The sequence below is a fragment of the uncultured Corynebacterium sp. genome (genome assembly GCF_946998835.1).
In the GTDB taxonomy this organism is placed as follows: Bacteria; Actinomycetota; Actinomycetes; order Mycobacteriales; family Mycobacteriaceae; genus Corynebacterium.
Genome location: NZ_CAMQAZ010000001.1, coordinates 42,243 through 55,439, shown reverse-complemented (window position 1 = coordinate 55,439; position 13,197 = coordinate 42,243). Strand labels below are relative to the sequence as shown.

9 protein-coding genes are annotated in these 13,197 nt (G+C 59.4%); 5 read left to right on the top strand and 4 right to left on the bottom strand.

Annotation, left to right across the window (positions count from 1 at the left end; translation table 11 throughout):
* Positions 1-46: 46 nt before the first annotated feature.
* Positions 47-2,269, bottom strand: coding sequence for an NADP-dependent isocitrate dehydrogenase (locus Q0U90_RS00220; protein ID WP_297449932.1), 2,223 nt, complete (start codon positions 2,267-2,269; stop codon positions 47-49).
* Between the two features lie 268 nt (positions 2,270-2,537).
* On the bottom strand, positions 2,538-3,536 hold the full coding sequence (locus Q0U90_RS00215; RefSeq protein WP_297449930.1) for a molecular chaperone DnaJ: 999 nt from the start codon (positions 3,534-3,536) through the stop codon (positions 2,538-2,540).
* 415 nt (positions 3,537-3,951) lie between these two features.
* On the opposite strand from Q0U90_RS00215, the gene Q0U90_RS00210 reads away from it, so the two are divergent.
* Together Q0U90_RS00210 and Q0U90_RS00205 are read left to right on the top strand one after the other, a co-directional pair.
* Entirely contained in the window at positions 3,952-5,259 is a 1,308-nt protein-coding gene (locus tag Q0U90_RS00210) for an MFS transporter (RefSeq protein ID WP_297450142.1), read from the top strand.
* A gap of 43 nt (positions 5,260-5,302) precedes the next feature.
* Positions 5,303-6,259: an exodeoxyribonuclease III gene (locus tag Q0U90_RS00205; protein WP_297449927.1), complete on the top strand. Its 957-nt coding sequence runs from the start codon at positions 5,303-5,305 to the stop codon at positions 6,257-6,259.
* A 44-nt stretch (positions 6,260-6,303) separates the two neighbouring features.
* Here Q0U90_RS00205 and Q0U90_RS00200 read toward each other — a convergent pair whose 3' ends face one another.
* On the bottom strand, positions 6,304-8,991 hold the full coding sequence (locus tag Q0U90_RS00200) for a DUF6541 family protein (RefSeq protein ID WP_297449925.1): 2,688 nt from the start codon (positions 8,989-8,991) through the stop codon (positions 6,304-6,306).
* Between the two features lie 130 nt (positions 8,992-9,121).
* On the opposite strand from Q0U90_RS00200, the gene Q0U90_RS00195 reads away from it, so the two are divergent.
* The 3 genes from Q0U90_RS00195 (at position 9,122) to Q0U90_RS00185 (ending at position 11,841) form a co-directional block, all read left to right on the top strand.
* The gene (locus Q0U90_RS00195; protein ID WP_297449924.1) at positions 9,122-9,553 is read left to right on the top strand and encodes a hypothetical protein; all 432 of its coding nucleotides are present in this window, start codon (positions 9,122-9,124) and stop codon (positions 9,551-9,553) included.
* A gap of 135 nt (positions 9,554-9,688) precedes the next feature.
* Positions 9,689-10,744 (top strand): tryptophan--tRNA ligase, encoded by a 1,056-nt coding sequence (gene trpS / locus Q0U90_RS00190; protein WP_297449923.1) that lies wholly within the window; start codon positions 9,689-9,691, stop codon positions 10,742-10,744.
* A gap of 71 nt (positions 10,745-10,815) precedes the next feature.
* Positions 10,816-11,841 (top strand): YhjD/YihY/BrkB family envelope integrity protein, encoded by a 1,026-nt coding sequence (locus tag Q0U90_RS00185; protein WP_297449921.1) that lies wholly within the window; start codon positions 10,816-10,818, stop codon positions 11,839-11,841.
* Here the strand turns inward: Q0U90_RS00185 and Q0U90_RS00180 are convergent, their stop codons facing one another.
* Positions 11,842-13,092, bottom strand: coding sequence for a D-alanyl-D-alanine carboxypeptidase family protein (locus Q0U90_RS00180; protein ID WP_297449918.1), 1,251 nt, complete (start codon positions 13,090-13,092; stop codon positions 11,842-11,844).
* Positions 13,093-13,197 lie beyond the last annotated feature (105 nt).

Sequence of the window (13,197 nt, the reverse complement as noted above, 5' to 3'; positions counted from 1 at the left end):
GTTCGGCCAGGGCCGGCCAGGACCAGCCAGCGGCAAGCAGTTAGTTCTACTTCTTCAGGCCGTCGATGATTTCGTTGAACTCAGCGGACGGACGCATAACCGCGGAGGTCTTCTCATCGTCCGGCAGGAAGTAGCCACCCAGGTCGGCCGGGGAGCCCTGAGCGTCAATCAGAGTCTTGGTGATGGACTCTTCCTTCTCCGTCAGAGCCTTAGCGACCGGAGCGAACGCTTCCTTCAGCTCGGAGTTTTCATCCTGCTTAGCCAGCTCCTGTGCCCAGTAGAGAGCCAGGTAGAAGTGGGAACCACGGTTGTCAATTTCGCCAGCCTTGCGGGACGGGGACTTGCCCTCGTCGAGCAGGGTAGCGGTTGCCTTGTCCAGGGCCTCGGCCAGGACGCGCGGACGCGGGTCGTCGTCATCCTCAGCGGCGTAACGCAGGGACTCCGCCAGCGCGAGGAACTCGCCCAGGGAATCCCAGCGCAGGTGGTTCTCTTCCTGAACCTGCTGGACGTGCTTCGGGGCGGAGCCACCAGCACCGGTCTCGAACAGGCCGCCGCCAGCCATCAATGGCACGACCGACAGCATCTTCGCGGAGGTGCCCAGCTCCATAATCGGGAACAGGTCGGTGAGGTAGTCACGCAGGACGTTACCGGTTACAGAGATAGTGTTCTCGCCGCGACGGATGCGCTCGAGGGAGAACTTGGTAGCGGACACCGGATCCATGATTCGGATGTCCAGGCCCTCGGTGTCGTGATCGGCCAGGTACTCGTTGACCTTGTCGATCAGGTTGTTGTCGTGCGCGCGGTGCGGGTCGAGCCAGAACACTGCCGGGTCGCCAGTGATGCGAGCGCGGTTGACAGCCAGCTTTACCCAGTCGCGGATCGGGGCGTCCTTGGTCTGGCAGGAGCGCCAGATGTCACCCTCGGCGACGTGGTGCTCAATAAGAACCTCGCCGGCGGAGTTGGTGACCTGCAGGACACCGTCAACCGGAATCTGGAAAGTCTTGTCGTGGGAGCCGTACTCCTCAGCCTTCTGTGCCATCAGGCCGACATTCGGGACCGAGCCCATGGTGGCCGGGTCGAAGGCGCCGTTGGCGCGGCAGTCCTCGATAACAGCCTGGTAGACACCTGCGTAGGAGGAGTCCGGGATAACTGCGAGAGTGTCGCTCTCCTCGCCGTCCGGGCCCCAGCCCTTGCCTCCGTTGCGGATCAGGGCTGGCATAGAGGCATCGACGATGACGTCGGACGGAACGTGAAGGTTGGTGATGCCCTTGTCGGAGTTGACCATGTAGAGGGCCGGGCCCTCCTTCATGTCCTTCTCAATAGCGGACTTAACGGCCGCTGCAGTCGCGTCGTCAAGCTTGTGCAGGCCGTCGAGGATAGCGGCGATGCCGTAGTCCGGAGTCAGGTTGGCAGCGGCCAGCTTGGACTCGAACTTCGGGAAAACAGATGGCAGGAAGGCCTTGACGACCTGGCCGAAGATCAGCGGGTCGGAGACCTTCATCATGGTGGCCTTCAGGTGCACGGAGAACAGGATGTTCTCGCGCTTTGCGCGACGGATCTGGGCACGGAGGAAGTTGTCCAGAATGTGGACGTTCATTCCAGTGCCGTCAATAATCTCGCCCTTGAGGACAGGCATGTCCTTCTTCAGAGTAATAAGCTGACCATCGTTGGACTCGAGCTGATAAGTCAGCTTGTCATCTGCCGGCATGACCACGGACTTCTCGTTGTGGCGGAAGTCGTTAGAAGCCATGGTTACGACATTGGTCTTAGAATCTGCAGACCATGCGCCCATGCGGTGCGGGTGCTTGCGAGCGAAGTTCTTCACCGGCTCCGGAGCGCGGCGGTCGGAGTTGCCCTCACGCAGTACCGGGTTAACGGCAGAGCCCTTGACCTTGTCGAACTTTGCGCGGTCAGCAGTTTCCTCGTCACCTTCCGGCTGCGACTTGTACTTCGGGATGTCGTAGCCCTTTTCCTGCAGCTCGGCGACAGCGCGCTTAATCTGCGGAATGGATGCGGAGATATTCGGCAGCTTGATGATGTTGGCGTGTGGTTCCTTGACCAGCTCGCCCAGAGCTGCCAGCGCGTCCTCTACCTTCTGGTCATCCGAGAGGTGCTCCGGGAACTGAGCCAGAATACGGCCTGCGAGGGAGATATCGCGGGTTTCGACATTGACACCGGCCTGGCTTGCAAATGCCTCCACGATCGGCTTCAGCGAGTAGCTCGCGAGCAGAGGGGCTTCGTCAGTACGGGTCCAAATAATTGTCGCCATAATCTATGTCTCCTATCTGTTTTGTTCCACGATAACCCAGTTTTGAATCTTGGGTTGGGCAGGGGCATAGCGCAAAAGCAGTGATAGTGATATGAATAACGCAATTATGTGAGGCAAATCACGAAATGTTCAGTTAATCGTCACTTATTCGCCGTCTTTCATTTCATTCTTCGCTTTACGACGGTCCCCGCGTCAATGCCCCCCTCAATACAAAAACCGCGCTGGGGTGTCGTGCACACCGGGCGCGGTTGTTTAAAAAGCGGACTAGTTAGCTCTGCGGATTGCTCGGAGGATTATTCTGACCGAACTGGTGGCCCTGGTTGTTCTGGGGCTGGGGGTACTGCGGAGCGAAACCCTGTGCAGGGGCTGGCTGAGTAGTCTTGACCAAGGCCTGGCCGCGGAACCATGCGCGCATGTCCTTGAGGAGAACCAGAACCGTCACAGCGATAAGAACAAGGCCGGATAGTCCAGTGAAAATAATGATGGACTCGTCCTGGATGAAGTAGCACATGGCAACGAGTCCCACGCCGAGTGGACCGGTGGTGGCTACCAGGAAATAAGGAGCGCGGATGTTGCGGCCCAGCAAGACCTTATTGAGCCAGTACATCGAAATCACAGCGATGACGATGCCGAGGGTGAAAAATGCGGTACCGGAACTAACATTGATTAACCCGACAAAGACATCTCGGATGTCTTCCCCAAAGGTAGCCAAGGAAGTGTCACGTTCCTTCACCGCTAGGGCGGAGTTCAGATTATTGATCCCGAGAATAATCGCAGCTGCCGCCAGTATGTATCCCAGCACAGAGGCAGCTGCTAGCAGGCCGGCCGTGATTTTGGGGAATCGGGGCAGGCGCTTCCACGCATCCTGAAGGCTTGCGTCTTCCGGCAGCGGAGGTACATCCGTGGTTACCGTGGTCGTCACCGTCATCGTTCCGGCCGGAGTGGGGTTCGACCACTGTGGCTGCTGAGCCTGAGACTGCTGAGGCTGTGGCTGCGCAGCGGAGGCGGGACGGCTTGCCAACTCCCGCAGAGTCGCAATGGTGATGGTGGCGTTCTCATCGGCCAGCAATGCATCGTATTCGCGGCGCCGTCCGTCATCGCCGAGTACCTGCAGCGCAGTGAAGGTCTCCTGAAACTCGCCGGAGTATTCGGCGGCACCAGCGTCACGCAGCTCGGAGATTCGATCGGAAAGCTTGGAGTGGAGGTCCTCAGTGCTGGCTGCACTATCCAGCTTCAGAGACTCATAGAGGTTATAGCGGTCGCCCATAGCGAATCAGGATCCTATCCGTATTGCAGTTCAAAAATATTCTTTAAAACAATTTACCGGGTGGGTAGTGGGTTGGCACTGGAGGCCCTAATACTCCCTAATGCAACGTGATGGTCGGGGAGGGTGGGGCAACCTTTGGTGAACGACGAGCTCGCAAAAATCACTTAGGAAGATTATGAGGTAGCAGTGTGATTGCGCACCATCTACGGGCGTTGATGTAATTCCGCACACAAATACCTCGGAAGTGGCGGTTTAAAATGGTGAAGTTTTTGCGTGGGGGAGTAGAGTCTCATTTTTTCCCTTGCGGCTTCCCTCGCGTTCCATCGCGATTTTCGGCACATTGCCGCAGGGAGGAAAAGTCGAGGGCACGAAGAATCAGCCAGCTGGCCTAGGTGAAGAAAAGGAGACGGTCGCAATGACGTCGTCAAGCGAAGGAGTAACCCACCACGACGACAATCCGCACGCCCGCCGTGCGAGATCGCTCAACTCGCGTCGTCGTCCGGTCCCGGTGCAGGACGACATCTCTGACGCACGCCGAATCCTGGTGATTGTGGCGCTGTCGGTGGGCGCATTCGGCATTGGCGTCACCGAGTTTGTGGCCATGGGGCTGCTGCCATACATCGCTGACGCGTTCGGCCGCGATGAGGATGCTGCGGGGCGCATGATTTCGATGTACGCCCTCGGTGTTGTCGTGGGCGCGCCACTGATTACAGTGCTGACCGGCTCTATTCCGCGCAGGCGCATGCTCCTGCTGCTGATGGCGGCATTTACCGTGGGCAATGGTGCCACGGTGTGGGCGGGCACCCTGGGCTCCTTCGAAGCTGTGATGGTGTCTCGCTTCATTGCTGGTTTGCCCCACGGTGCGTACTTCTCGGTGGCGGGTCTGGTAGCGGCCTCCCTGGCTAAGCCTGGGCAGCGCGGCAAGATGGTGGCGCTGTCAGGTGTGGGACTGTCGGTGGCGACGGTGATTGGTGTGCCGGCTGCGCAGGTGCTGGGGCAGATGTACGGTTGGCGCAGCGCCTTCGCATTTGTCGCGGTCATCGGCCTGATTGCATTTGTTTCGCTGTGGTTCGCCGTGCCGCACATGAACCGTATGCCGAAGACCCGCCCGATGGATGAGCTGTCGGCGCTGGTGACACCGCAGGTGCTGCTGACTGTCGCAATCGGCACGGTCGGTTTCGGTGGCATGTTCGCGGTCTACACCTACATCACCTGGACCATGACTCGCGAAGCGGGCATGAGCGAAAACCACATCTGGGTTGTGCTGATGGCCTACGGCATCGGCATGGTGGTCGGTACTTACATCGGCGGTTGGCTCTCCGATCGCATCGGCGAGTGGGGCATTATGGTGGCGCTGGTGCTGATGGTAATCATGCTCAGTGCGTTCTACTTCACCTCGCAGAATGCGCTACTGGGAACAATCAATTTCCTCATTATCGGTCTGTTGGGATCAGTGCTGGTGCCGAACCTGCAGACCCGCCTGATGGATGTCGCCGGTCGCGCACAGACGCTGGCGGCAGCGCTCAACCAGGCCGCATTGAACATGGCTAACGCGTTCGGTGCGGCGCTCGGCGGTTGGGTCATCGCTTCCGGTTATGGATATCGTGCACCGGCTCTGGGCGGCGCGCTGCTTGCGGTACTGGCAATCTTCATCGCCCTGCCGACAATCGTGCTCTACCGCCGCGCACAGGCGAAGAAGACCGAGCGCGTCGAACTGCGCTAGGAAGCTGCAAGGCGTAGTGCGCGCATAGGTAACGTATGAGGGCATGAGCCTTACAATCGCGACGATCAATGTCAACGGCATTCGCGCCGCCGTCAAACAGCGCAGTGAGACCAACCCGGGACTGCTGGAGTGGCTGAAGCACACCACATCCGACATCGTTTTGCTGCAGGAAGTCCGCGCCACCGACGACCAGGCGCGCACGGCCCTCGCGCCTGCTCTCGACGCCGGATGGCACTGGGTTGGTGCAGAAAATCTGGGTGCCAAGGGGCGCGCCGGCGTGGGCATTCTCTCTCGCTTTCCGCTTAACGACGTCCAGGTGGGCATCGGCTCGGAGGAGTTCGAAGAGTCCGGTCGGTTTATCAGCGGCGTTGCCCCGGCAGCGGACACCGGCCTGGATGCGGATGTCCAGGTTGCCAGCCTCTATCTGCCCTCTGGCGCTGCGCTCAGCGAGAAGCAGGATGAGAAGTACCGTTTCCTCGATGCTTTCTCCGACTACCTGGCGGAACTGGGTGCGAAGGGGCGAGATGGGCACCACGCAGTTATCGGCGGTGACTGGAATATCTGCCACCGCGAGCAGGATTTGAAGAATTGGAAGACCAACCGTCGCAAGAGCGGTTTCCTGCCGCAGGAGCGTGCCTGGATGGACTCGGTCTTCGGCTGCTGGCCGGACGAGGCCCCGCAGGATTCGCAGGTTCAGGCCAGCGAGAAGGAGATGGAATCCGGTACCTTCTCCGACGGTTCTGTGTGGAAGGCCCCGGCGCTCAACGACGATCCGGTGTGGTTTGATGTCACTCGTCGTCTGCACCCAGAGGCCGACGGCCCCTGGTCCTGGTGGACCTACCGCGGTAAGGCTTTCGATACCGATGCCGGTTGGCGCATTGACTACCAGGCGGCTACCGAACCGATGCTCAAGCGTGCGGTCAGCTCGGTGGTGGATAAACCTGCAGCGTACGACCTGCGCTGGACTGACCACGCGCCGGTGATTGTGGAGTACCGCTAAAACTCTGGGTGTCTCGGGTGGAATTGCCAGCCCAACCCCGCAGATTAGCGCGCTCTAACGCCAGCGCGCTCCGAGATTAGCTGCGGCTTGGGAACGGTTACGAGCTGCCGGTTTTGCCGCAGCATAGACGCGACGCCATCGACGATGGCATCAGCCCATTTGTCCTGCATGGCGGGGTCGGCCAAATCGTTGGTGAGCGTCGCGGCACCCACCGCGCCCAGCGACAGCGCAACCGTCGGCGCATGCGGCCGCGAACTCGGATTCGCCGCCACTGCCGGAGCTAGCCCGGTACGAAACTCTGTCGGCACCCCGCTGGCGCTGTAACTGCTGTGTGGATTGAAGCCACGGAAAACCATTCCGTCACGTACACCCGCCGCCAACTGCCAATCAGCAGGAGCGTCGTCCTTGGGGACAGGGGAGTTGACTACAGCGGAGACCGAAAAACCACGATCGCCGATGTTATCTCCCGAAAGAGTTTTGCCCTCGGATGAGCGACCAACGATTACGGTGGCTGCGCTCGCCGTGCCGTCGGCAAGCGAACGTGCGCCGATGATTGCGCCGCGCTGACGGAGCTTGGTGCGCGCGCGTTTCACGATGCTATCGATGTGAGGCGAGCTCTTTTCACTCAACTGCAGTTCACCTGGCAGATTGGAGTTGATGGCATCGATAGCCGCGCGACTGGAATCGACTGTGATGCGCGCGCCGACAAGCGGGTCGACGGCCTCGTCGGGGGAGGGCAGAATCGGCTGGCGCGGAGGCATCCACAGCGGGTTAGGGCGCGCCGGGCGATGCGGGGAACCTTTGACAATCGACTTCAGCTCCGCTGGTGAAAACATCGCGTTGACAGCAAAAATCATTACCGAGCCGTCGTGATATACAGGTGTCAGTCCCGGTGAATGCCACGCCCACGAGCGCATCGACAGCGCCTCCGTGCCATCCGTGTTCACACCCGGCGGGGAACTAATGATGTAGTGCACGCCCAGCTTCCGCGCCATGGCATCGTATTTCGAATCTGCGCCGAGCAGATCTACATTCGGCGGCAGCTTCTTACTCACCTCGGCAGTTTTGTCGGGGAAGGAGAAATGGCGGAATAGTGTTGGCAGCCCAGCGATGGCGTACATCCACGCAGAACCGTCACGGCGGTCGTTGAGAATATGCCCCTCAAACGCATGTGGCTGCTTGGACAACCAACCAATCGCCTCACGGTCCGCGGCCGTCACAAACATATTGCCGAAACTGGCCCGAATCGCCTCACGCTGGGCAGGTCCACTCACCCACGTCGTCGGCACAATTGCCAGCGCCGCAACAATTCCCACCGCCAGCGCGGGATTCCACGCGCGGGCAGGTTCATTTCGCTTTGCGACGATCCACTGCGCCACAGCCACAATCGCCACAACAGCAGCCGCTACTGCGTAGCCGACCAGCACCGCACGCAAGATTCCCATCACCGCCTGGATGCGATACGGCATGTCGTAGAAGAAAGTACCGACCAACTTGAAAATTCCGCCGGCCGGCTCCGACCAACGGGACTGCGCACTATCGGAAACCATGAAGAACAGCCCGAAAGCCAGCGCCGGCCACGGTGCCCATGGACTTCCCGGCAGACGAGACACAAGCGCCACCACCAGGCCAATCAACATGAGAACCAGCACAACGAGGGAAAAATTGGCCTCATCGGCGTAACTGGAAGAACCGATAAGGGACCACCACAGAGATTCGGAGCGAGAGATCTCAATCTGTCCGGTAAAGCCGGCAACGGATTCGCCCTGCCCTTTTGCAGCCACCACCACGGGGAAGGTCATCGCAAACGTGAGCACACCAATAACTAGCGTACGAGCTAAACCACTCACACTCGGCTGGGTAATCAACCGCAATACGACGAACACTATGGCAGCAAAAGCCGCTGCCGGATGGGTAATAAACGTACCGACCAAGGCGAGCGTGGCAGGAATAATGTAGCCCCGCATAGTCAGCGCCACTGCAATCGGCAAGGCGGCCACCGCCAGCAGGTATGGCATGGAGGATGTGCGCCAGAGGGCCACCCAAACCTCCGGAAGCATGAGCGTAGCGACGGCAGCTGCAGGACCAGCATAGGCAGCCCACTTAGGGCCAACTGCGGTGCGGGCTAGCACCGCAGTTGCCGCAGGCAGAAGCAGCGCCGGCGCCAAGAATGCAAATACATTGGAATCGAGGAAGACCGAGCCGGGCAGCAGCCCCGCCACGGCATGCCAGCCGGTCGGGTAGAACATTTCGGCTCCGGTCTCCTGATTCATCAGGTCACCGGCCGCGGTGGGGGACGCTATCGCGACCTCATCAATGAACCGGAGGAAGTTGGTGTGCCAGAGCATGTCCCAGGCTTCGCGGATAGCGCCGGGGCCGCCGGGGACGTCGTTAAGCATGAGCATGGCGCGAACCGAACCGACCACCGTAACCCCTGCGACAATCATCGCGGTGACGACCCCGGAGTCGAAGCCATCTTCGGGTGTCGCGCGGGGAAGGAATCTGCGCACCAGGTAACCGACTGCGCAGAACCACGCCCATATGCCCATCACGAAAAGCCAGGAGTAATCGAGACCGAGCGCGTGGGAAAGCCACGCCGAAAAACCTACTACTCCCAGCGTCAATGGCCCAGCAGACGCAAGTGCGAGGGTTGAGCGCAGCCCACTGGCCCAACCGAGAAGTGTGCCCGGAACCAAAAGAATAAAGACGGTAACCGCAATGGCTGCGAGCATGGAACTCCTGACGGGTAACAGCATTGAATCAGCCCAATAATACCCGTGGGTCTGTTCGGTACTTCTGACGTAAACGCCTAAGATTTAAAGAAGAACTTGGAGCGGGCCTGGAAAGGAGAGGGCATCCCCAGTGAAAAACGGCGAGAGCGATAACAAGCGGCACCAAATGGCCGATTTGGAAGCCATCGCGCGGAGTCTGCAAAACGATCCGGGCACTGCCGTCAATGTTCCGGTGGTCGTAATCTCCGGTGTCATCGTCGCGTTTATCGTGCTGTCGTTTGTCTACTCATGGCCGCTGTGGATTTCCCTCGGACTCATTGTGCTGCTGGGCGTTGTGATGGTCGTGTCATACACGCGCAGGCCACCTGTGGCACCACTGGAGTTGACCCAGGGGGAGCGCGAGCGTGTTCGCAGCGTGCTCGCCGAACACGGTATCCGCCCGGCGGTCACCCTGGTTCGTGCGCTGTACCCCGAGGAATCACCGGCCGCTGCCGCGAGAACCGTCAAACTGCTCTCCGATCGAATGCTCGCCGAACAGGGTTCTGAGAAGCGTCAGCGTTAGTACGTGAAAGCCGACGTTGTCGTCATAGGCACCGACGTTGTTGTCATAGGCGCAGCAGTTGCAAAAACGTCGTAGTTGTTGAAACTGGTACGCAGTCGACGCCCCACCGCGAACCTCACGCTAGACTTATTGGTTATGAGTGAAAGCAAGGGTCCTGAAGCAACTAATCCTGCACCAAGCGCTCGTAAACAGCGCGTTCTGTCCGGCATTCAGCCGACCGCAGATTCCTATCACCTGGGCAACTACCTGGGAGCACTGAAGAACTGGATTAATCTGCAGGACGACTTCGACGCTTACTATTTCATTCCGGACCTGCACGCCATCACTGTCGAACAGAACCCGAAGGAGCTGCGCCAGCGCACTATCGCCGGTGCCGCACAGCTGATTGCGCTTGGCATTGATCCCGAGAAGTCGGTGCTCTTCGTGCAGTCGCACGTTCCGGAGCACGCGGAACTCGGGTGGGTGTTGACTTGCCTGACCGGTTTCGGCGAGGCCAGCCGCATGACGCAGTTTAAGGACAAGTCCTCCCGGCACGGTGCCGAGCACACCTCCGCTGGCCTGTTTGCGTACCCAATGCTGATGGCAGCCGACATCCTGCTCTACCGCCCGCAGCTGGTACCGGTGGGCGAGGATCAGCGCCAGCACCTCGAGCTGACGCGCAACCTGGCACAACGTTTCAACTCCCGCTTCAAGAAGACCTTCGTAGTCCCTGATGCCCACATCATGGAAGGCTCCGCCAAGATTTATGATCTGCAGGATCCGACCTCGAAGATGAGCAAGTCGGGCGCAAACCCGAAGGGCATTATCAACCTGTTGGATGATCCAAAGGTCTCTGCCAAGCGCATCCGCTCGGCCGTTACCGACAATGACGGCGAGATTCGCTTTGACCGTGAGAACAAGCCGGGTGTCTCCAACCTGCTGGTCATTCAGTCAGCGCTGACCGACAAACCTGTCGACGAGCTCGTTGCCGGCTACGAAGGTGCAGGTTATGGCCAGTTGAAAGCCGATACCGCCGATGCCCTGGAAGCATTCACCACACCGCTGCGCGCACGCTATGAGGAACTCATGGCCGACCGCGGTGAGCTGGAGCGCATCCTGGCAGACGGTGCTGACCGCGCCCGTGAAGTCGCCTCCAAGACCCTCGCAGATGTCTACGAGCGCGTCGGATTCTTGAAGGCTGCCAACCGCTAATTCCGCCATAGATGCCATAGACTCCGCGCATCAGTCTTCGTACTGAAAGCTGGCACGTTAAGGTAGGGGACATGGCAACCTCTACTCAAAAAGATCCGAAGAGAACGGACCGCTATGGCATCGAGCGTGTACACGCCGATGAACCGAGCGCCATCGACCGCCTCCGCGAAAAGTGGGAGTGGTTCGATCACATTATGCGGATGCAGGAGCGCTACGCCGAACAGGGTGGCAATTTCTTTGCCGCCGCTGTTACGTACTTCTCCGTGCTGTCGATTTTCCCGCTAATCATGACGGCATTTGCCATCCTCGCCCTTGTTTTGCGAGGTAATGAGCAGCTGCTCGAGCAAATTCAGTCCGCTATTACCGACTCCATCGATGGGTCGATGGGCGACACCATCAACGCAATCATCGAGGGCGCAATTGATCAGGCTGGTGGCGTCTTCACGGTTGGTTTCATTGCCACCCTGTGGTCGGGTCTGGGGTGGATGAGCAATCTCTCCAACGCAGTGACACAGCTGTGGAAGCGCCCGCTGGGCGCTAGCAACTTCGTGGTAGGCAAGGTTCGTGACCTGCTGCGTCTGCTGGGCATGCTGGTGATGATTTTGCTGACCTTCGCTGTCACCGCGGCCGGCTCGTCCGGGCTGACGCAGTCTCTGCTGGACAAGGTAGGCCTGGGGCACATTCCGGGAATTACCATTATCGCCGGCTTGATTGCCATCGCCATCGGCCTTGTTGCCAACTGGCTGTTGTTCTTCTGGATGCTCGCTTTTCTGCCACGCGGCGGCGCACCATTCCGCTCGGCGGCGAAGGGCGCGATTATTGGCGCTATTGGTTTTGAGGTTGTCAAGCAGCTCGGTAGCGTCTTCTTCTCCAACGCACTGTCGAACCCGGCCGGTGCAGTCTTCGGTCCCGTCATCGGTCTGATGGTCGTGTTCTACCTCATCTGGCGCATCACTATGTACGCCACCGCTTGGACTGCAACGACCGAAGAGGCGCTTGCCGACGAAGAGTTGGACGCACCTGCTCCTGCTGTTATTAACGTCCGTTCGGAAGCGGCCAACCCGACTGGGTTGAACCGCCTGCTCGGTTCTCAGTAACTAGTCGCGTTTGCGCTTACCAGCGCGGTAGGTCACCATCGCAATCAAAGCGATGACGACTGCCACGCTGGCACTGACAGTAATTTTCAGCCCGTCTCCTGCTGATTCACCATCCAGGAGGTCGGGCAATTTTTCTGCCAAATTATCTTCGTCGGCGCTCGCTTCGAGGACACCGACGGAACTGTCCTTTGGTGCCGCAAAACCGGCGTCGAGAAGCGATGCCGCCTGCTCCCAGGCACGCGGTGAATCCTCAACAGTGACGTCGAGGACAACCACGCCAAGACGACGGCCGTCGCGCTCGGCCACCCCGGCGAAGGTGTGACGGGCATCGTCAGTAAAACCCGTTTTGCCTCCCAGTGCGCCGGGGTAGTCCTGGGCAATCAACTGATTGTCATTAGCGATCTCAAAGTCATCAACCTTGAGGTTCTTGTCGCCGGGGATAGTGGCTAAGTGAGTCGCCGAGATTTTGCGATAAGTCGGGTTGTTGAATGCATGCTGGAAGAACAGTGACATGTCGTAGGCCGAAGTCATCTGTCCCGGAGCATCGAGACCAGTGGGGTTTACTACTCGGGTATCTGTGGCACCCAGTTCTTTCGCCAGGGCATTGACCTTCTCAGCGGTCTTAGCCATGCCGCCCAGTTCGCGGGCCAGCGCGTGACCAGTGTCATTGCCGGAGTTGAGTAACAACCCGGTCAACAGTGTCTCAACCGAGTAGTTCACACCTTCGACGATGCCGACGCGGGAGCCCTCCATATTCGCGTCCTCGAAGGTCGCTTTCACGCGGTCGTCTAGTTTTAAATCCTCCAGCGCTTCCATTGCCAGTAGCACCTTGATAATCGATGCCGGGCGGTAGCGGCCGTGCGGGTCCTTCGCAGCAATGACATCGCCGGATTTCAAATCGAACACAGTCCACGCGGAGGCGGAGATATCCTTCGGGACCTCAAAGTCCTTACCGCTAACGATGCCGCAGGCGGACATCTTTGTACCTCCAGCCGGCTTTTTGGGAACTGGCAGTGGAGTAGGAGAGGTCTTGCCAGGGGCCGGAACTTCCGAGGAATCCACTGGAGCTGGTGGCAGAGTCTTGTACGGGCAGTCCTCCGTGTCACGGATGCCAGGTGCCGGACCGACAACTGGGGTGTCGTCGGTAAGCGAAGTGCTCTGTGCCATAGCTGCCGGGGCGGAGACTGGCAGAAGCAGAGCTCCGGCGGCAAGTAGTGCGGTGGCGGAGGAGAAGCGGCGAGAGGTAAACATGATGAACTAAGGGTAGTAAAACGCCACCCACAATGATGTATTTCGCGTGCCCGGATGGGGGAAATCGGGGGAGCACGAACGGTTATGCGCGGCAGATTCACGATT